This window comes from Halioxenophilus sp. WMMB6, assembly GCF_033283405.1.
Taxonomy (GTDB): Bacteria; Pseudomonadota; Gammaproteobacteria; order Pseudomonadales; family Cellvibrionaceae; genus Halioxenophilus.
In genome coordinates this window covers 1-19,798 of sequence record NZ_JAWMQR010000009.1, presented here as the reverse complement: position 1 = coordinate 19,798, position 19,798 = coordinate 1, and the positions used below count along the sequence as shown (strand labels likewise).

Genomic DNA, 19,798 nt, shown 5'->3' with positions numbered 1-19,798 from the left:
GGTAAGGTCAATGGAAGCTGCTCAGAATTAAAAGGGCGATTTAACCACTCGGTTAAATCGCCCTTCTAGTATCTGGGGTTTGTCATTCCGCTCGCCCATCTAAGCTCTGCAGACCTGCTTTCGCTAAGCCCCTAGGGCTGTACCACCCAGCGCAATTCGCCACAACCACCGGCAATTACCTCGGTTTCGATCATTGCCAAGGCACTGGTACCCAGGCGCTGACAACCCGGTTCCAAGCCAACCAGCCAATCCAGAAACACCCCCACCAGTGGCTGGTGGCTCACCAATAGCACACTCTCAACAGCCGCCGCCTCCAGTGCGGTTGCCAGCCGTTGGGGATTGGCCTCTGGTACCAAGAGGTCGGTAGTTTGCGGCGCCAGTTCCGGCAGCCTGCGGATAACCCGTTCAGCGGTCTGTTGGGCGCGAGTATAGGGGCTCACCCACAAACTCGAAACCGACCTCAACGCATCCAGCTCACGCTCGATAATCGCTTCTGTCTCCAGAATACCCCGTGCAGTTAGGGGGCGTGCACTATCCGGCTGTACATGAGGTTCCGCTTCACCGTGCCGTAACAGGAAAATACGCATCCTCGAACTCCTTATCTGTATTGGTCTTTTTTTATAGCCAACTTATGGTTTTGCACCTAGGTTGAGATCAAACCAGCTCAACGCCAGAACGATTTTCCGGGTAATTCAGATCCATTCTCGCCCGCTAAAAACGACTGCTTTTCAGCCACACCACAGCCAAACCGCCCTACACTGGTGCAACAACTCATCGGGTGCTGCGGTGAAAAGGCGATGTATTCGCTTTGTACACTAGGGGTCGGAAGAAGGCCAGTCCCCAAAGGGGAATGGTTTGGACTCACTGGCAAAACAGAGAAAAGAGAACGCCTGCCCAATAAAGCGCCCGAGCCCGGTTACCCAGAGGCTTAATTGCTCACTACGTTCGCAGGCTATCAGGGTATAAAACAGCTGCAACACGATTAACAGCCACGCCACAATAATCGCCAGGTAGGCAACTAGCGCCACCGGCAGCATTACTAATAACCGCAGCCAAAACGCCTGGCGGTTCCAGCCATACTGTTCAGAGCTCATGGTTTTGGCACCGTAAATTCAACGTCGTAGTTCTGCTCCCCCTGCATCAGGCTGGCGGCTACCTCCGCCACTGGCTTGTGCTCGAACAAAACCGCGTGTAAGCCCGACACCAACGGCATGTATACACCCAGTTGGTCGGCCTTGCTTTTGATGATTTTGAGGGTGTTCACCCCTTCCGCCACCTGGCCAATCTCAGCAATGGCCTGCTCCAGGCTTTTCCCCTGGCCAATGGCGAATCCCACCCGGTAGTTGCGGCTGAGGTCGGAGGTACAGGTAAGTATCAGGTCACCCACCCCCGCGAGCCCCAGGAAGGTCATGGGGTTGGCCCCCAGTGCTTGGGCAAAGCGCCCCATTTCAGCCAGCGAGCGGGTCAGCAGCATGGCCTGGGTGTTACTACCGCAGCCCAGGGCAGCGGCCATACCGGTGACAATGGCGTAGATGTTTTTCAGCGCACCGCCCAGCTCCACGCCATAGCGGTCGTGATTGGCGTAGACCCGAAAGCTGGGCGAACTCAGCACGGCCTGTACCTTCTCGATCAACGCGTCGTTGTCACTGGCGATCACAGTACCCGTCTGCTGCTTTTGCACTATCTCTTTGGCAAAGTTAGGGCCGCTCAGTACACCTATGGCCTGCCCGGGCAGCTCCTCTTCCAGAATCTGGCTCATCAGCACGAAGCCGTCAGGCTCAAGACCCTTGGCGGTACTGATCACCATGGCTGTAGGCGCCAGATAAGGCTTCATCTGGCGCACGACCGCACGGAAAGATTTACTGGGAATAGAGACAAAGACGATCTCAGCAGCGTCCAGCGCCTGCTGCAAATCTGCAGTTACCTGCAAGGCGGGGTGCAGCTGATAACCGGGTAGGTAGCGTTCATTTTCACGCGTGGCGTTTACGGCGGCGGCCTGATCGGCACTGCGCATCCACTGATACACCTGATGGCCGTTGGTCGCAGTAAAGTTGGCGATGGCGGTACCAAAACTGCCGCCGCCCAACACTGCGATCTTTTGCGAATCCGGCATGATGCTCCTTTCTCTGTTGAAGTTATTGTGGCTTGGAGTTATCGGGGTTGCTGAGGGCCCCTGTCAGTCAAATTGCCCCGTAAAAACTCTATTTCTACCACCCTAACGGTTAAAAGTGACTGTTGTTTTAAACGGTAGATTGTTCGTCCGTTGGCCAATCAGTCACCCCGCTGGCGCAGATTACTACTCACATTAGCAAAAAAGCCAAGCAGAGGCTTGGCTTTTTCGGTAGCGGTAATCCCCGCTTAGTTGGTCAGTTCCAACATCAGTTTGTTCAAACGACGCACATAAGAGGCCGGGTCTTTGAGGGTGCCGCCCTCGGCCAGACAGGCCTGGTCAAACAGCACCTTGATCAGCTCGCCGAAACGGTCCTCATCGGGCTCCATATCCAGTTTTTTCACCAGTGGATGTTCCGGGTTCAGCTCGAAATCGGGTTTGCTGCTCGGCACCGCCTGGCCAGCCTGTTCCAAGAGGCGTCGCATCTGCGCCCCCATATCGTTTTCACCCACCACCAAACAGGCGGGGGAATCGGTCAGGCGATGGGTCAGGCGGACATTGTTGACCTCTTCCGACAAGGCCTCCTTGGCGCGCTCCAGTAGACCCGCCAGCTCTTTTTCGCTCTCCTCCTGAGCCTTTTTCTCTTCGTCGGAGTCGAGACTGCCCAGATCCAATGAGCCTTTGGCGACATCCTGGAACTTCTTGCCGTCAAACTCGAACATATTGCCCATCAACCACTCATCAACGCGGTCGAACAGGGTCAGCACCTCAATCCCCTTCTTGCGGAACACCTCCAGATGGGGGCTGTTTTTGGCGGTGTTAAAGTTCTCGGCCGCGACATAGTAGATCTTGTCCTGGCCCTCCTGCATGCGCTCGATGTAAGCCTCCAGAGACTGGTTCTGTTCGTCGGAGTCGGTGTGGGTGGAGGCGAAGCGCAACAGCTTGGCGATCTTCTCTTTGTTGGCGAAGTCCTCCGCCGGCCCCTCTTTCAATACCTGGCCAAACTCCTGCCAGAAGGTGGCGTATTTTTCCGAATCGTTCTTCGCCAGTTTCTCCAGCATATCCAATACCCGCTTGGTCAGGCCGGAGCGCATGGCATCAATGTTGGGGTCTTTCTGCAGAATTTCGCGGGAAACGTTGAGCGACAGGTCGGCGGAATCGACCACCCCTTTAATGAAGCGCAGATACATGGGCAGGAACTGCTCGGCGTCATCCATGATAAAGGTACGCTGCACGTAGAGTTTCAGGCCTCGGGCGCCATCGCGGTTGTAGAGGTCAAAGGGCGCATGGCCGGGAATGTAGAGCAGGCTGGTGTAGTCGAGCTTGCCCTCCACCCGGTTGTGGCTCCAGCTGAGCGGCTCGGAGAAGTCGTGGGAGATATGCTTGTAGAACTCCTGATACTCCTCGTCGCTGATTTCAGAGCGCGAGCGAGTCCACAGGGCGGTGGCGGTGTTGATGGTCTCATCTTCCGGTGCCGCGTCCGCTTCGCCCTCTTCGGCCGGTGGCAACACCTTGGCCATAACCACGGGCAGGGAGATGTGATCGGAGTACTTTTTGATGATGGAACGCAGGCGCCAATCATCGGCAAATTCCAATTGATCAGCCTTCAGATGTAGCACAATGCGGGTGCCGCGATCGGCTTTATCCACGCTTTCGATGGTGTACTCGGCCTCGCCATCACACTCCCAGTGAACACCTTCCGCGGCCGGCAAGCCAGCCCGACGGGTGAAAACCTCTACCTTGTCGGCAACGATAAAGGCCGAATAGAAGCCAACACCAAACTGGCCAATCAGGTGGGAATCTTTCTTCTCGTCGCCGGTGAGGTTTTGCAAAAAGGCGGCAGTGCCGGATTTGGCAATGGTCCCCAGGTGGTCGATCACCTCATCGCGCGACATACCAATCCCGTTGTCGCTGATGGTGACGGTTTTGGCCTCTTTATCGAATTCGACGCGAATTTTCAGGTCGCTGTCACCCTCGAACAGGGCGTCATTTTTGAGTGCCTCAAAGCGCAGTTTGTCGGCGGCGTCTGAGGCATTGGAAACCAATTCCCGCAGGAAAATCTCCTTGTTGGAATACAAGGAGTGAATCATTAAGTGCAGTAGTTGCTTGGATTCAGTCTGGAAACCACGGGTTTCTTTCTGGCTGGTGGTCATCGAGGGTTGCTCCTCCAAGTGCTTGCGAAGGTTATTTTGCCATTTATGGATTATTACCGGGCGCCTGCTGGCACCCGGCGGGGGTTGGCAAGGAAACTGGGGGCAAATCCTCGAATTTCAAGCGCTTAGCTAAAGATGACTTCGCTTTCGAGGTGCACTTGGGAGGAGAGTGAGTTGGAGACCAGGCAGTGCTGCTCGGCCTTCTCCAGCAGTTTGGTGGCCTTCTCCACCGGCGTACCCTCGGCCACAGTGAGCTTGGCCTTGATGTGCATTTCGGTGAATCTGATGGTGCGTTCCACCTTGTCGAGCACACCGTCAACCGAACACTCGAGCGCCAACCACTCAAAACGGGAGGCCGTGGCAATAGCCTTAAAACTCAACAGAAAACAGTCGGCTACGGCGGCCACCAGAATGGTTTCGGGCGACCAGCGGTCACCCGGGCCACCAAACTGGGCGGGGGCGGCCGACTCAATAGTGGCGCTGATACCCGGGCTCTGCAGGGTTACGTAGCTGTCGCTGGAGACGCTGGCAGTGACGGGGTAGTGGTGGGGAAACTCATTCATAAAATCAATTCCTGATAAAAATTAGCGGGCTTAGGCCTTTCTACACTAGTTAGATAACTGCTAACCATTGCAGCCGCGCCGCGCTTTTTCAAGCCCAAACCATAAATCCTTAACTTTTACCAGGGCTTAAGCCGGCCGTGGTGGCCGGCAAAACCGAGTTAATGCAGTTTGAGTTTGGGGCGGATAAAGCGATTGAGGCGGTCGCTGATGGTGATCAGCAGGGTTCGGAACCAGCCATAAATTGCCAGCTGATGCATGCGGTAGAGGGAGAGATAGGCCCAGCGTGCGAGAGTCCCCTCCAGGCTCAGCCCGCCCCGCGCCAGGCCACCCATCAAGCGGCCAAAGGCGCTGTAGTCACTGAGTGATACCAGCGAGCCGAAATCCTGGTAGCGAAACTCCTGCAGCGACTTGCCCTGCAGCAGCCGCACCACATTGCAGGCCACGGTGTCGGCCATCTGGTGGGCCGACTGCGCCCGGGGCGGCACCCAGCGCGGCTTACCATCGGCAGTGGGCAGGGAGAAACCGGCACAGTCGCCCAGGGCGAAGAGGTTGTCGTAGCGGGTCGATTGCAGGGTTGACTTAACCAGAATCTGATTGGCGCGGTTAAACTCCAAACCGGGAATCTGGGTAAGGAACTCCGGCGCCTTCACCCCCGCCGCCCAGACCATCATATCGGCGGCAATCAGCTCGCCGCTGCCGGTCTCAAAGCCCTCATTGGTGGCGGCCGTCACCGCCGTGTTGGTGCGCACATCTACTCCCAGGTTAACCAGTTCCGCCGCCGCGCCGCCACTGATGCGCTCGTTCAACTGCGGCAGCAGCCTGGGCCCGGCCTCTATCAGGGTTAACTGCAGGTGCTCCGCGGTGAGGTTTTTCAAACCGTAGGTGGCAAACCACTCCCTTGCCCGGTGCAGCTCCGCCGCCAACTCCACCCCGGTGGCGCCGCCACCGATAATGGCCACTCGCAACACCGATTGGGTATCGCCCTCCTCCAGGCGCTTATTCAGCTGAATAAACTTCTCCAGCAACCGCTGATGGAAGCGCTTGGCCTGTTTCAGGCTGTCGAGAAAGATACAGTGCAGGGCAACACCGGCCGTGCCGTAGTCATTGGCGACACTGCCGATGGCCAGCACCAGCAGGTCATAGCTCTCGATGCGGGCCGGCAGAAACTCCTCGCCCTGGGCGTTCTGCATGGCGCGCAGCTGGATGGTACGGGTCTCTGGATTCACCCCACTCAACTCCCCCAGCTTGAAGGTGTAGCCGTTGATATGGCCGTGGGCGCGATAACTTACCCCTTCGACGTCGGCATCCAGGGAGCCGGAAGCCACCTCGTGCAACAGGGGCTTCCAGATGTGGGTTTGGCTGCGATCCACCAGGACCACCTCCGCCCGCCCCTTTTTACCCAACTTTTGTCCCAGTTTTGTGGCCAGTTCCAGGCCGCCGGCGCCACCTCCAACAATGACAATTTTCATGTGAGTACCCTTAATTTAAGAAATATACCGCTGCCGGCTGGGCGAGCAGGGGTATATTTCCTGGCAGCAATCCAAGTTACCGGCTCGCCCTTGGCGATTCAACTGGGAGATGGTGGCGGTTTTGTACTACCCAAGCACTAGCGGCGGGCTTACTAGAAGGGAGAGTTTGAGGAGAGGAATAGAGGGCACGCCTGCGCTGGTTTACCAGCACAGGCGCAAGGGGCTAACAGCGTTCCAGAATGGTACTGATACCCTGCCCCAAGCCAATACACATGGTCGACAGGCCTATGGTGGCCCCCTTCTCCTGCATCACGCTTAGCAGAGTACCGGTGATACGGGTGCCGGAGCAGCCAAAGGGGTGGCCCAGGGCGATGGCACCGCCGTAGAGGTTCACCTTGTCATCCATGGCATCCAGTAGTTGCAGATCTTTTAGAACCACCAGCGCCTGGGCAGCGAAGGCTTCATTGAGCTCCACCATCTGGATATCGTCCATGCTCATCCCAGCGCGCTTGAGCGCTTTTTGAGTGGAAGGCACTGGCCCATAACCCATAATGGAGGGGTCGCAGCCGGCCACCGCCATGGCGCTGATGCGGGCGATAGGTGTCACCCCCAGGGCCTGAGCGCGCTCGTAGGACATAACGATCATGGCCGAGGCGCCGTCGGTAATTTGCGAGGAGCTGCCCGCCGTTACCGAACCCCCTTTGGGGTTAAAGGCCGGCGCCAGCTTCGCCAGATCGGCCATATTGGTCTCGGCACGGATGGTTTCATCCGCCTTGCAGAGCTGCTTAAAGCCGCGGGCGTCGTGGCCATTGATGGCGATAATTTCGCGGTCGAAGTGGCCACTGGCGGCCGCCGCGGCGGCGCGATGGTGGGAACGAACGGCAAACTGATCCTGCTGCTCCCGACTGATGCCGTGCAGCAGGCTCAGCATCTCGGCGGTCATGCCCATCAGGCCGGCAGCCTTGGCGACGTACTTGCTCAAGCGGGGGTTGGGGTCAACGCCGTGATCCATAGGCAGGTGGCCCATGTGCTCCACGCCACCGACCACAAACACGTCGCCGTTGTTGGTTTGAATCGCCTGGGCGGCGGTGTGCAGGGCCGACATCGACGAGCCACACAGGCGGCTTACGGTTTGGCCACCGGCGGTGTGCGGAATTACCGTCAGCAACGACAACATGCGGCCGATATTCCAGCCCTGCTCGTTGGTTTGGTTAACACAGCCCCAGATCACATCTTCCACTTCGGCCGGGTCGATTTTGGGGTTGCGGGCAAACAGCCCGTTGACCAGATCCGCCGATAAATCTTCGGCGCGGGTGTTGCGGAACATACCGCCTTTGGACCGGCCCATGGCGGTACGGCCATAGTCGACAATCACCGCATCTCTCGGTTGGTAGCTCATGGCTAGCCTCCAATCATCTCGTATTAGGTTTTATTCTGGTTAAGGAGAGACAAACGCCCGCCCCTAGTAAAAGGTTTTGCCGGCAGCAGCCATGGCGCGCAGCTGGTCGGTTACCTTAAACAGGCCACCGTGTTCAGCGTACTTGTCGGCAAGCTTGACGAACTCGGCCACGCCGATAGTCTCCAGGTAGCGAATCGGCCCACCCCTGAAGGGTGGGAAGCCAACGCCGTAGATCATGGCCATGTCGAGGTCGGTGGGTGATGCGGCGATGCCCTCTTCCAGACAGCGGACCGACTCCAGGCAGAAGGCGATCATCAAACGCTCACAGATCTCATCGGCCGAGAACTCCTTAGCCGGCCCACAGATGGGCGCCAAAAACTCAGCCACAGACTCATCCGCCACTTTGCCAACCCGGCCTTTTTTATCGGCCACATATTGGTAAAAGCCTTTGCCGTTCTTCTGGCCGTAGCGATTGGCCTGGTAGAGGGCGGTTACAGCATCCTGGAACTCGTGTTTCATGCGATCGGGGTAGGCCTCAGCCACCACACTGGCGGCGTGGTGCGCGGTATCCATGCCGACCACATCCAGCAAGTAGGCGGGGCCCATAGGCCAGCCAAACTTCTCCATCACCTTATCAATAGCGACAAAGTCGGCGCCCTGATGCAGCAGCTGGGTGAAGGCAGCAAAGTAGGGAAAGAGCACGCGGTTGACCAGGAAGCCGGCGCAGTCTTTCACCACCACCGGCTTTTTACCCATCGCCAGGGCGTAGCTCACGGTTTTGGCGACGGCGGCATCGCTGGTTTTGCTGCCGCGGATAACCTCTACCAGGGGCATGCGGTTAACCGGGTTGAAGAAGTGCATACCCAGGAAGTTCTCTGGTCGCTTCAGTGGCTGGGCAAGAAAATCGATAGAGATGGTTGAGGTGTTGGAGGCGAGGATGGCGGTCTCAGGAATGACTGACTCCACCTCGGTCAGCACGGCGTGCTTAACCTTGGGGTTCTCCACCACGGCTTCTACCACCATATCGACACTGCCAAACTGGTGATAATCCAAGGCCGGGTGGATGCTGTTGAGCACCTGCGCCATGCGCGTACTGTTGATTTTACCCTTGGCTTCCAGCTTGCTGAGTAGCTTGGTGGCTTCGGTCACGCCCAGATCAATACCGGCCTGGGCGATGTCTTTCATGATAATGGGGGTACCGGTGTAGGCCGATTGGTAGGCGATACCGCCACCCATAATGCCCGCACCCAGCACCGCCGCCTGCTGCACCGGCTCGGCCGCTTTGGCAAAACCCTTGGCGGTTTTTACCAGCAGCTGGTCACCCAGGAAGAGGTTGATCAACTGCTTGGCCACTTCCGTCTTGGCAACGGCGGCAAAGTTTTTCGCCTCCACCTTAAGTGCACCATCGCGGTCGAGTTTGGCGGCCTCCTGGATGCAGTTAACCGCCGCCAGAGGTGCCGGGTAGTTGCGCCCGGCTGCCTGGCCAACCACCGCCTTGCAGGTTTCAAAGGCCATCAACGATTCGATGTCGTTCAACAGCAGCGGTGCCTTTTTGGCGGCCCGATTGGCCTGCCAGTTGAAATCGCCGGCGATGGCCTTGCTAATAATATCCAGTGCCGCGTCGCGCAGCAGATCGCCCGCAACCACCGCATCGGCCACGCCATCTTTCAAAGCCAACGCGGCCTTTTTCTCTTTGCCACTGGCAATCCAGTCGACGGCGTTATCGACGCCTATCAATCGCGGTAAGCGCACGGTGCCACCAAAGCCTGGGAAGATACCCAATTGCGTCTCTGGCAGGCCGACTCGGGCATTATCGGATAAAACGCGGAAATCACAGGCCAGGGCCACCTCCAAACCGCCACCCAGGGCGATGCCGTTAATGGCCGCCACCGTGGGGAAAGGGAGATCCTCCAGCAGATTGAAGATGTTGAAATTGACATCTTCCAGATTGGCAATCAGCGCCTCGGTGGTTTGCGCGAACATCTCGCCAAACTCCCCGATATCGGCACCGACAATGAAACTATCCTTGGCACTGGTGAGTAGCAAACCTTTGACGTCGGTCGCGGTGGAGAGCTCCGTCAATGCCTGTTGGAATTCTGCCAGAGTGGCTTTATCAAACTTGTTTATGGCATCGCCCGGGCGGTCAAAGCAGAGCTCTGCAATGCCGTTGGCCAATGGTTTTACCGATAAGACGGTTCCCGCAAACATGTTGCTTACCCTCATTTATTGTTGGTGTGAAAGACAAGCGCAGCAGTGTAATACGAACAGTACGCCACGCTTATGACCATTGCGCTCAATTTTCTCTCATTTTGGCCCATCACATGGGCTAAGTCGCCTCTAAAGCGCTAGAAATTTCTGCGCGTGTCGTTAAAATGGCCCCCATCCTAAGGGGTGGCAATGAACGCCTGAGATGCACCAATTGACTGTGCGAACCCTTATGACCTGATCCGGTTAATGCCGGCGTAGGGATAGGAAATCCATTACCTTCCGCCTATTGCGCACTCGCTTACCGGGTCTCCTTTTAGTTCATTCTCTAATGGAGGCTCTATGCAACACGCTCGCTTTTTAGTTTCTCTCAGCTTACTGATGCCCCTGGCCGCCGCCGTGCAGGCTGCTGATACAGCCATTGAAGAGGTGGTGGTAACCGCCGACCTGCGCGGAGCGCAGCTGCTTAAATACCCGGCCAGCGTCACCATTTACAATCAGGCACAACTGGACCAACAGAGCATCTCCCACCTGGAGCAGGTGCTGGCCCAGAGCGCCAACGTTAACCTCTCCAGTGGCGCCTCGCGCGGCCGCTTCATTCAAATTCGCGGCATTGGTGAGCGCAGTGAATTTATCGAACCCACCAACTACTCGGTGGGCGTGATTGTTGATGGGATCGATTTCACCGGTATCAGCACGGCAGTCACCAGCCTGGATGTGGACCAAATCGAAGTCTTGCGCGGACCCCAGGGCACCGTCTATGGCGCCAATGCCCTGGCCGGATTAATTAATGTGCGCAGCAACCCCGTGACGGATCAACTGAACGCGGACATAAAAGCCGATATCGGCGAATACAACACCACCAACGTGCGCGGCTTTATCAACCTGCCGATTAACAGCCGTTTGGGGTTGCGCCTGGCGGCGCAAAACAACAGCAGTGACGGCTATACCAAAAACGCCTACCTGCAGCGCGACGACACCGCCAATATTGACGAAACCAATCTGCGGGCCAATCTGCAGTGGCAGGCGAGCGATGCCTTCTCGTTAAATTGGATCACCTTTTACGCCGACGCCGACAACGGCTACGACGGCTTCTCCCTCGACAATAAACGCACCACCCTCTCCGACCAACCCGGCACCGATGCGCAAGAGACCCTGGCCTCGGCCCTCATTGGCCGTTATCAATTTGCCAACGCGAGCCAACTGATCGCCAATTTAAGCCTCGCCGACTCCGATATCGAATACAGCTACGACGAGGATTGGGTCTACGCCGGTTTCTGTGACGGCACCCCTTGTGAGGGCTGGGACTACAGCTCTTTCGACCAGTATCTGCGCGATAACAAAAACAGCGCGATCGACCTGCGCTATCTCTCGGCACCGGGCCATATTGAGTGGCTGCTGGGCATTTACTACCGCGACCAGGAGGTCGACCTAAAACGGATTTACACCTACGACAGCGATTTTCAGAGCAGCTACCAGACAGAAAATGAAGCGCTCTACGGCGAGGTGACCATTGCCTTAAATGAACGTTTAAGCCTGACCAGCGGCCTGCGCTATGAGAACCGCGATGCCGATTACCAGGACAACCTCAACACCAAATTAGACACCAGTGAAAATACCTGGGGTGGTAAAGTTGCGTTGCAATACGCCCTGGCCGACGAGCAAACGCTCTACGGTGTTGCCTCGCGCGGTTACAAGTTCGGCGGTTTTAACCCCAATAACGAGGTGCCCGCAGAATTTCGCGAGTACGATGCCGAATACCTCACCAACTATGAACTCGGATTAAAAAGCGTAATGGCAGAGGGCAAAATTTTTAGCCAGGTGGCGCTCTTCTGGCAGGACCGCAGCGATGTTCAGATCACCAATACCTTTGTTGAGTGCCCGTCGGCGGGATTCCCCTGCGTCTTTAATGATTACACCGGCAATGCCTCGGCCGGCACCACCTACGGCTTGGAAGGACAACTTGATTGGCAGGTTACCAGCACCGTGAAAGTGTTTGCCAACCTGGGCTTGATGCACAGCGAATTTACCGATTTCATCAGCTACACCCATGTGGATGCCGACCCGGAAAATAATATCGGCGTGGATCTGGACGGTCACGAACTGCCCCACGCTCCCAGCTACACCTACACCGTGGGTGGCGAGGCTCAGCTGACCGAAAATCTGCTATTGGCGATGAGCCTGGTGGGCAAGGATAAATTTTATTTCTCCAACGACCACGAGTATCAATCCAAGGCTTATCAACTGCTCAATGCCCGCTTGAGCTACGACCTGGGCAACTGGCAGCTGGGCCTATGGGGCCGTAATTTAACCGACAAAGATTATTACGTGCGCGGCTTTGGCTCTTTTAGCAATGACCCTCGTGATTTCTACGCCGAACCCGAATTGTACGTTCAGTACGGCGAACCCAGAGTGGTTGGCATCAGTGCCGAGTACCAATTCAAATAGTTAACAATCGTTAGACCAGGGGGCACCTATGCAAATATCGGTTGAACTCACTATGTATCCCTTCAACGGCGACTATATTCCGCCGATTAAAGGTTTTATTGAGAAATTAAATACCATCACAGGGCTTACCACACAGACTTTTCCAACCGCCACCATCATGATGGGCGACTACGATCTGGTAATGGACAGCTTAAAAATGCTGCTGCGCTGGAGCCAAGAAACCCACGGTAAAGCGGTATTCGTCGCTAAATTTCTGCCTAACTCTACCGTTCTGGAGAGCGCCCCGAATTAGGGGTCTGAGTTATGACTAATCTCGTTTCCTGGCTGGCAGAGATCAACCCCTGGGAGCTTTTGGCGGTGGTATTGGCCGTCGCCTATCTATGGTTGATGGTCAAGGAGCGCATCGAAGCCTGGTACTGCGCCTTTTTCAGCTCGCTTATTTACACACTACTGTTTTGGCACGTCAGCCTGCTGATGGAGTCCGCACTCAATATCTATTATGTGTTGATGGCGGCCTTTGGCTGGTGGCAGTGGCGTTATGGCGGCCAGGGGCACGAAGGGATAGAGATTCACCAGTGGCAGCTGTGGCAAAATGCGGTGTGGCTTGCGGTTATCGCCTTCGCCACCGTCACCAGTGGTTGGTGGCTCTCATTAAATACCGATGCCGCCTGGCCCTATGTCGACTCCTTTACCACTTGGGCAGCGGTATTTACCACCTACTTGGCCGCCAGAAAAGTGTTGCAGCAGTGGCTCTATTGGATAGTGATCGACTCGGTATCCATTGCCCTCTACATTGATCGCGGGTTGTACCTCACCGCACTACTGTTCGCCTGGTATGTGGGTATGTGCGTGGTTGGCTATTACAAGTGGCTGCAAATTTATCGGCAACAACAAGCTGTGGAGAATCCAGCCTTGGTTAGTGCAGGTTGATTAGTTTCATTGCCACTCAGGGCCTGGAAGCGTGCCGCTTGGCAGCGTCAACCTGGAAGCTCTGGCCACTCGACCTGCACAAACCACCGGTAATAGAAGGTACTATTACCGGTGGCCTGACCAACACCGCATTTTTGCTCTCCACCCCCCATCCGAATTATCCGCACCTGGTGCTGCGACTGTTTTCGCCACAGACAAAAATGTACGGCATCAACCGCTGTCATGAGCAGACAATCCATCAGCTTGCAGCCGAGCAAGGCATCAGCCCGGCCATCCTCTATTGGGACAATCGCCTGGGCTTTAGCGTGGTGGAATATCTTCCCGGCAGAACCTGGAGCCAGGCCGATTTGGAATCCCCCGATAAACGGCAGGCCCTGGCTCAGATAATTCAGCGCTACCAGCAACTGGAGCTGACCGAGCTTCAGCCGTTCAACTATTACCGGCATATAAAAAATTATGCCGACCGGACCTGCGCCCTACTCAGCAAAGCTGAACGACTCACTTTAAAAGCTTTTCTCAAAAACCTGGAAGATTGGCAAGGCTGTGCCTGGCCAAAAACTCTGACCCACCACGACTTAAGCCCGGAAAACATCATCGAAACCGGTAGCGGGCTGCAGATCATCGATTGGGAATACGCGGGGCTTGGCCACCCACAGTTCGACTGGCTGGATCTGCCAGAAATGGACTGCGGGTTTAGCCAGTGTGACCGGAAACAATTGGAGCAGATTCGTTATTGGTTTATTCGTTTATGGCAAATGCTTTAACGCCGCAACAGTAAACTAACCACAATCTGATTAATCGGTAATAACCCGGCCGCGATAGATACGCACCGGTTTTTTCACGGCAGGTTCTTCAGCCTTCACTGATGCCGGTGCCTGTGTGGCAACTTTTACACCGCGATAGGTGCGCTCAACCACACGACCATCACTCTCCGTCACAGGCCTCTGTTCGGCGCGAGAGAAACTCACACCACGATAAACCAACTGGTTTTTCTGCTCTGAAGATAGTCCCTGCAGAAAATTAAACAACGACGTTTGAATTTGAATACTGCTGCTGACACTGGCCATTTTAATCAGATCGATCAGCGACCGCTCTTCAGAGAGCACATGACGAACCCCCGACTCTTTGCGAACCGAGGCTTCCAATTTGTTGAGGGCAATTAAGTTTTCAGTAGAAAAGTAGATTGCTGACATAACCCTTAAACCGTTCCATTTTTGTTGTTGGGACCGCCTCCAGGAGGCTTAGCGATCAATCTTGGCAAGATTCCTTGCTTTGTGTTTTTCCGTTTACTGCAATCTCAGGGCACACCTCTCAAAAGTAGCAGGCAGCGGGCTAACGGTAGAGGAAAACGGCCGAACGGCGCCTTTACCCGCACGAAATGCAGGGTTAAATAACAGATTGAAATAAGTGATTTAAATTCGATGGTTTTTCAAACTAAAGTCACCAGCCTCAGCGGCTCGACCACTAAAAACCAGATGCTATTGAAGAGAATATGCAGCAGGATGGCCGGCAACAGGTTACCGGTGCGGTCCCGAAAGAAGCCAAACACCAACCCGGGCAGAAAAAACCAAAGCGCGAATAGCCCGCCCACTCTGGGCAGATGGGCCAAGGCAAACAGCAGTGCTGCCATCAGGTTGGCGTAGCTTACGCCGGCGAGGCAATAACGACTGCCGGTAGCTTTTAGTAGCAAAGACTGCAATAAGCCCCGAAAGACGATCTCTTCTAACACCGGGTAAACCAAAATCAGCAGTAAAACCTGCCAACCAGAGACAGAGCGCTCCGGGAAATGGCTATTGAAGGCAATCACAATATCAATAAAAAAGGCGGCACAGAGTGCCGCCCAAAACATTGGATCACAACAAATCTTTTTTACAGTAAGCAACGCTTGATTCGACGACGGCTTATCCATAGCAACGACAACAGGGCTAATAGCGGTAAGGTTGGGTCAAAGGCACCCGTACCACCGATGGTACAGCCACCACCGCCACTGCCGCCAGACGAAGGTTTGTTAACGGTAATCGCCACCTCGTCAGTATCGGTATTGCCAGCAGTGTCGGTCACCGTTAACCGGAACACCAAGCTACCTTCAGTACCCGCCGTAAAGCTGGGCGATACCGAGTTGGCACCCGACAAGGTAACCGAAGGGCCACTCACCTGTTGCCACTGGTAGGTGACGCTACCTTCAGCGTCGCTGGAGCCCGAGCCATTCAGGGTAACACTGGCACCTTCGTTAACCGTCTGGTTGCTGCCGGCATTGGCGACCGGGTCGCCATCCGGCGTTACAGTCACAGTGACCGTGTCACTATCCGCGAGGCCAGTGGCATCGGTTACCGTCAGAGTGAAGGTGAAAGTGCCCACTGAATCCGCTGTAAAGCTAACCTCAGCGGTCCCGGCACCGGAGAGGGTAAAGCCCGCATCGGTCGTCCACAGGTAGCTGTCGATATCGCCATCGGCATCGCTTGAAGCGGCACCACTAAGCGACACCAGGCTACCCACCAATACCGTCTGGTTGGCGCCGGCCTCGGCGGCGGGCGTGGTCGGCACATCCGCAACGCTCACTACCACCTGGTCAGAATCCTGAAGTGAACCATCAGAGACAGTCACTCGGAACTCAAGTACCGCGCCTCCCGCTCCCACTGCTGGTGCTGTAAATGCGGGCGTAGCCGAGTTAGCACCGCTTATGGTCACCACTGGCCCACTCAATTGCGTCCAAGCGTAGGTTAAGGTGTCTTCATTGGGATCACTCGAGGCCGAGGCATCCAACATCACCACATCTTCCTCATTTACCGACTGATCTGCACCGGCGGACGCCACCGGTGGGCAAGCGCAGGGGGCAACATTGATGATCACCGTGTCGCTATCCATCAAGTTACCCTCGCCGTCGTCGGTCACCGTCAAGGTGAAGGTAAAGGATTCGCCTGTCACCGGGTCAACCTCAGGTGCGGTGAAGCTTGGTGTGGCAGCTGTAGGATTATCCAAGGCTACAGTTGACCCCTGCGTGGAACTACTCATAACCCAGCCATAGGAGAGGTTATCCCCGTCAGGGTCGGAAGACCCGGCGCCATCTAAAGTGACCAGTTCATCAATATCGACATTTTGTCCGACACCGGCTTCAGCATCTGGAGCACGGTTGACGTTAGAGACATTGATGATAATCGGTGCACTGGTGGTAGAGGCCCCCAGGTCCGAAGTACAGACCACCTCAAAACTCAGCGACGCACCACCACTACCCACCGAAGGCACGGTGAACTGGGTTGCACCATTATCCGGAGGCGTTAACACAACATCCGGCCCACTAAGCTGGTTCCAGTCGTATGCAACAATGCTGCCCGATGGGATCGATGATCCTGCCGTTGCATCCATGGCAACCACGGTCAATACACCATTATCCGGATCAGAAAATTCCGTCACATTCTGGTTCGGGCCGGCGACACAAACGGGCACAGGCACATCCCCCACACTGACCACAACGGCATCATCATCCATGTAACCGTCGTCGTCTGTAACCGTCAATGTAAAGGTGAGCGTGTCAGTCGCTGCCGGCGCGGTAAAGGTGACCACCGCGCTGTTGGCATTGGGCGAGAGAGTTACTGGCGTATCACCCATCGCCTGACTCCAGACATAGCTGACCACGGTACCGTCAGTGTCAAAGGAGGCACTGCCGTCCAACGTCACTTCGGTAAACTCCAACACGCCTTGGTCCGGCCCAGACGCCGCAATTGGCGCAGACTGCGCGCCAACATTAATAATTACCGAGTCGGTATCGGGCTGTCCTGCGCTATCAGTCACCGTCAGCTCAAATGCAACCGCACCACCGGTTAAGCCAAAGCAGGGAGTGGTAAAGGTTGGCGACACCGCCGTAGCATCCGAGAGGGTCACACCGGTGCTGGTGGTCTCCTGCCAGGCGAAGGTTAGATCGGCCAACGCATCGATATCATCAAAAGAGTTGGAGCCATTAAGGGTTACCAAAAGACCGCAATCGGTAGTTTGGTCTACACCGGCATCCGCTGTCGGCGCTGCATCCGGCGCAACCGTTACCGTCACTGTGTCGGGTGCTGAGGCATTATCGCCCGGATCCGTTACCACCAAGGAGAAGACCAACGCTTCGGAGCTCGCCACATTGGGTGCCGTGAAGCAGGGCTCTGCTACCGTGGCATCATCGAGAGTTACACCTGTGCCACTGCTTTGTGACCAGAGATAGAGCAACGCTTGAGTATGATCAGGGTCATCTGGCTGGTAAGAGCCGGTACCATCCAAACAGGCGTCTACCCCTTCTGCGGCGTTAAAATCAGCGCCAGCATCCGCTACAGGTGTTAGGTCACCAAGCGGATCATTGGTATCTGGGCCATCCAGAATGCCATCACCGTCTGTATCAGAGTTTACAGGTGAGGTCTCCTCCTGATACTCCTCCAGGTTGGTCGATTCATCGGCATCATCGTCCGAACTTGCATCCGAATCATCCCAACGGTTGTAACCCCAACGCAGTTCCCACCAGTCGGGGATGCCATCGGCGTCACTGTCGTGGTTGGTATCTACGCTAAACTCATTGCCGACGCCTAGAGTATCGACCAGGATTTGATCGTGACGGGGGGTCGAAGCGTGATTCAGATAGGTGTTAAACACCAACAGGAAGCCATCGGGGGGGACAGTGCCGGTCAGCGCCGGGATGATTGTGGAATTCACCGAGCCACCGGAGGCGATATTACCTAAAGCCCAGTTCGCCCATTCGCCTGAAGTACACGTTGACGCCGAGCAGTTGGTAACACCAGCGGTTGCTTCCGGCGCAATGGAGTAGGTCGAAACCATGTGATAAAGCCCGACATCAGCATTCTCCACACCGGATTGGTTATCGGCCGTGAGCGTAAAGTTAATGGCGCTGTCTTCACCCAATGGGGAAGTAAACGATTGGGCTGTGCTAAGGGTCATCACACCACTGGATTCCACCACCGATGAGATACCTGCCCACTCAATGGGGGTCTCCTCACCGGCTGTGCTGGCTTCCACCAACTGCGCATCAATAGTGAGTACTTGTGCATCGACAACATCGCCAGCCACGCTAAGGGTGAATGTCTCATCACGCCAGGTATTGGGGCTGATATTACCAAGCGGCCAAAGAATCTTACCGTCGACCATCTCGTAGCGGCCACTGGCCGAGGTGAAACTGTAACCCGCTGGTATTGCGACTTTTAACAACGCGTTGCCTATCGCCTCTGCTGTGGGGTTACCTACAGAGACTTTAAAGGCTTGCTGCTGCCCGGGTGTGACGTGGAACTCACCAGACTCAATTACCAACTCTGGTGAAAGAGAGCTTTCGAAGAGGATAGTTGGCGTAGTACCCAGCGTGTAATCATTACTGCCATCCATCAACACTGCATGAGCCACCATGGGTTCGCCATCGATGGGACTTTGATCGAATAGCGGGTAGACGATCACCCGGGTTTCACCGGCATCCAGCTGGCCAATGGTATAGACTCCCCACTCGGCTTCGCTGCCGTTACAAACCGACGCAGAACAGCCGGTGGGCGCAGGCAAGGAGGCGGCTGCGCTGAACGCGGCCCGGTTCGGGGCCACCACCCGCAAGACTACATCTGCCAAACTGCTGTTGCCGGTATTCGAAACCACATAGCGGAAGTAACTGAATTGATCGCCGTGCATGCTATCACCGGTTACCGTGACATCCAGGTTAAGATCAACTCCCTCACGAATCACTACGCTCTCGCCAGCTCGAACCAGCGATGGGCCAGCGGTATTGAGCTCGGCTTTGCTGACCAGTACTTCACCGTCACCTAATCCAGTATTGGCTTGCACAGTGACAAAACGCTTACCGGCCACACCGGCATTCAAGGTATTTAAAGGCCAGCTCACCACTCCGCCACTCTCTGTACCGCCATCACTGGCTGACACAAATGTGGTATTGGCTGGCAAGGTCATGGCTAACACCAAATCTTGAACTGCGCTGCCGCCTCGATTGCCGAAGCTCAATTCGTAGTCGAACACCTCTTCAGCCGCAACTACCTGCTTACTCGCTGAGACGTTCAAGTCCAGGCCAGTGGTGGTTTCATAAAGGACAGTGGGTTTTACTCCTAGCGTGTAGTCACCACTGCCTTCGGTCAATAATGCGTGGGTCACCATCGGTTCACCATCGATGGGACTTTGATCGAATAGCGGGTAGACGATCACCCGGGTTTCACCGGCATCCAGCTGGCCAATGGTATAGACTCCCCACTCGGCTTCGCTGCCGTTACAAACCGACGCAGAACAGCCGGTGGGCACAGGCAAGGAGGCGGCTGCGCTGAACGCGGCCCGGTTCGGGGCCACCACCCGCAAGACTACATCTGCCAAACTGCTGTTGCCGGTATTCGAAACCACATAGCGGTAGTAACTGAATTGATCGCCGTGCATGCTGTCACCGGTTACCGTGACATCCAGGTTGAGATCAACTCCCTCACGAATTACTACGCTCTCGCCGGAACGTACCAACGACGGGCCGCCCGTATTGAGTTCAGCTTTGCTCACCAACA

Annotated in this window: 15 protein-coding genes and 1 riboswitch; of the genes, 4 read left to right on the top strand and 11 right to left on the bottom strand. The window is 55.8% G+C overall.

Going from position 1 to position 19,798, the window contains the following annotated elements; genetic code table 11:
* Window positions 1–131 precede the first annotated feature (131 nt).
* From sixA to fadB, 8 genes are all read right to left on the bottom strand, one after another.
* A complete protein-coding gene (sixA, locus tag SBL51_RS18485) occupies window positions 132–587 on the bottom strand; it encodes a phosphohistidine phosphatase SixA (RefSeq protein WP_317932598.1) in 456 nt (151 codons plus the stop codon).
* Between the two features lie 228 nt (window positions 588–815).
* Window positions 816–1,094 (bottom strand): DUF4389 domain-containing protein, encoded by a 279-nt coding sequence (locus SBL51_RS18480; RefSeq protein ID WP_317932597.1) that lies wholly within the window; start codon window positions 1,092–1,094, stop codon window positions 816–818.
* Window positions 1,091–2,113: an NAD(P)H-dependent glycerol-3-phosphate dehydrogenase gene (locus tag SBL51_RS18475; RefSeq protein WP_317932596.1), complete on the bottom strand. Its 1,023-nt coding sequence runs from the start codon at window positions 2,111–2,113 to the stop codon at window positions 1,091–1,093. The genes SBL51_RS18480 and SBL51_RS18475 overlap by 4 nt, the downstream gene beginning before the upstream one ends.
* Window positions 2,114–2,358: 245 nt before the next feature.
* The gene (gene htpG, locus SBL51_RS18470; protein ID WP_317932595.1) at window positions 2,359–4,263 is read right to left on the bottom strand and encodes a molecular chaperone HtpG; all 1,905 of its coding nucleotides are present in this window, start codon (window positions 4,261–4,263) and stop codon (window positions 2,359–2,361) included.
* Window positions 4,264–4,388: 125 nt separating this feature from the next.
* Window positions 4,389–4,826: an OsmC family protein gene (locus SBL51_RS18465; protein ID WP_317932594.1), complete on the bottom strand. Its 438-nt coding sequence runs from the start codon at window positions 4,824–4,826 to the stop codon at window positions 4,389–4,391.
* 158 nt (window positions 4,827–4,984) lie between these two features.
* Window positions 4,985–6,295: an NAD(P)/FAD-dependent oxidoreductase gene (locus SBL51_RS18460; RefSeq protein WP_317932593.1), complete on the bottom strand. Its 1,311-nt coding sequence runs from the start codon at window positions 6,293–6,295 to the stop codon at window positions 4,985–4,987.
* Between the two features lie 223 nt (window positions 6,296–6,518).
* Window positions 6,519–7,694, bottom strand: a complete 1,176-nt coding sequence (gene fadA, locus SBL51_RS18455; RefSeq protein WP_317932592.1) for an acetyl-CoA C-acyltransferase FadA — start codon at window positions 7,692–7,694, stop codon at window positions 6,519–6,521.
* A gap of 63 nt (window positions 7,695–7,757) precedes the next feature.
* Window positions 7,758–9,902, bottom strand: coding sequence for a fatty acid oxidation complex subunit alpha FadB (fadB, locus tag SBL51_RS18450; protein ID WP_317932591.1), 2,145 nt, complete (start codon window positions 9,900–9,902; stop codon window positions 7,758–7,760).
* A 169-nt stretch (window positions 9,903–10,071) separates the two neighbouring features.
* Window positions 10,072–10,180, top strand: a riboswitch (TPP riboswitch).
* Window positions 10,181–10,241: 61 nt separating this feature from the next.
* Here fadB and SBL51_RS18445 point away from each other — a divergent pair.
* Genes SBL51_RS18445 through SBL51_RS18430 form a run of 4 tightly spaced genes read left to right on the top strand, consistent with a single transcriptional unit; the run spans window position 10,242 to window position 14,041 of the window.
* On the top strand, window positions 10,242–12,347 hold the full coding sequence (locus SBL51_RS18445) for a TonB-dependent receptor (protein WP_317932590.1): 2,106 nt from the start codon (window positions 10,242–10,244) through the stop codon (window positions 12,345–12,347).
* A gap of 28 nt (window positions 12,348–12,375) precedes the next feature.
* Window positions 12,376–12,639: a YkoF family thiamine/hydroxymethylpyrimidine-binding protein gene (locus SBL51_RS18440; protein ID WP_317932589.1), complete on the top strand. Its 264-nt coding sequence runs from the start codon at window positions 12,376–12,378 to the stop codon at window positions 12,637–12,639.
* An 11-nt stretch (window positions 12,640–12,650) separates the two neighbouring features.
* Window positions 12,651–13,277, top strand: coding sequence for a nicotinamide riboside transporter PnuC (pnuC, locus tag SBL51_RS18435; RefSeq protein ID WP_317932588.1), 627 nt, complete (start codon window positions 12,651–12,653; stop codon window positions 13,275–13,277).
* Window positions 13,274–14,041, top strand: a complete 768-nt coding sequence (locus tag SBL51_RS18430; protein ID WP_317932587.1) for a choline/ethanolamine kinase family protein — start codon at window positions 13,274–13,276, stop codon at window positions 14,039–14,041. The genes pnuC and SBL51_RS18430 overlap by 4 nt, the downstream gene beginning before the upstream one ends.
* 30 nt (window positions 14,042–14,071) lie before the next feature.
* On the opposite strand, the gene SBL51_RS18425 is transcribed toward SBL51_RS18430, so the two are convergent.
* The 3 genes from SBL51_RS18425 to SBL51_RS18415 form a co-directional block, all read right to left on the bottom strand.
* On the bottom strand, window positions 14,072–14,470 hold the full coding sequence (locus SBL51_RS18425) for a DUF4278 domain-containing protein (RefSeq protein WP_317932586.1): 399 nt from the start codon (window positions 14,468–14,470) through the stop codon (window positions 14,072–14,074).
* A 236-nt stretch (window positions 14,471–14,706) separates the two neighbouring features.
* Window positions 14,707–15,126 (bottom strand): JDVT-CTERM system glutamic-type intramembrane protease MrtJ, encoded by a 420-nt coding sequence (gene mrtJ / locus SBL51_RS18420; RefSeq protein WP_317932585.1) that lies wholly within the window; start codon window positions 15,124–15,126, stop codon window positions 14,707–14,709.
* 20 nt (window positions 15,127–15,146) lie between these two features.
* Window positions 15,147–19,798: PKD domain-containing protein (locus SBL51_RS18415; RefSeq protein WP_317932584.1), on the bottom strand; the 4,652-nt coding region annotated here is incomplete at its 5' end.

What these genes read in the sequence shown, in the direction of transcription:
- mrtJ (WP_317932585.1), bottom strand. Translation starts at nt 15,126, where the DNA reads ATGTTTTGGGCGGCACTCTGTGCCGCCTTTTTTATTGATATTGTGATT.
- SBL51_RS18425 (WP_317932586.1), bottom strand. Translation starts at nt 14,470, where the DNA reads ATGTCAGCAATCTACTTTTCTACTGAAAACTTAATTGCCCTCAACAAA.
- SBL51_RS18465 (WP_317932594.1), bottom strand. Translation starts at nt 4,826, where the DNA reads ATGAATGAGTTTCCCCACCACTACCCCGTCACTGCCAGCGTCTCCAGC.
- SBL51_RS18480 (WP_317932597.1), bottom strand. Translation starts at nt 1,094, where the DNA reads ATGAGCTCTGAACAGTATGGCTGGAACCGCCAGGCGTTTTGGCTGCGG.
- SBL51_RS18460 (WP_317932593.1), bottom strand. Translation starts at nt 6,295, where the DNA reads ATGAAAATTGTCATTGTTGGAGGTGGCGCCGGCGGCCTGGAACTGGCC.
- fadA (WP_317932592.1), bottom strand. Translation starts at nt 7,694, where the DNA reads ATGAGCTACCAACCGAGAGATGCGGTGATTGTCGACTATGGCCGTACC.
- SBL51_RS18475 (WP_317932596.1), bottom strand. Translation starts at nt 2,113, where the DNA reads ATGCCGGATTCGCAAAAGATCGCAGTGTTGGGCGGCGGCAGTTTTGGT.
- SBL51_RS18440 (WP_317932589.1), top strand. Translation starts at nt 12,376, where the DNA reads ATGCAAATATCGGTTGAACTCACTATGTATCCCTTCAACGGCGACTAT.
- SBL51_RS18445 (WP_317932590.1), top strand. Translation starts at nt 10,242, where the DNA reads ATGCAACACGCTCGCTTTTTAGTTTCTCTCAGCTTACTGATGCCCCTG.
- htpG (WP_317932595.1), bottom strand. Translation starts at nt 4,263, where the DNA reads ATGACCACCAGCCAGAAAGAAACCCGTGGTTTCCAGACTGAATCCAAG.
- fadB (WP_317932591.1), bottom strand. Translation starts at nt 9,902, where the DNA reads ATGTTTGCGGGAACCGTCTTATCGGTAAAACCATTGGCCAACGGCATT.
- sixA (WP_317932598.1), bottom strand. Translation starts at nt 587, where the DNA reads ATGCGTATTTTCCTGTTACGGCACGGTGAAGCGGAACCTCATGTACAG.
- pnuC (WP_317932588.1), top strand. Translation starts at nt 12,651, where the DNA reads ATGACTAATCTCGTTTCCTGGCTGGCAGAGATCAACCCCTGGGAGCTT.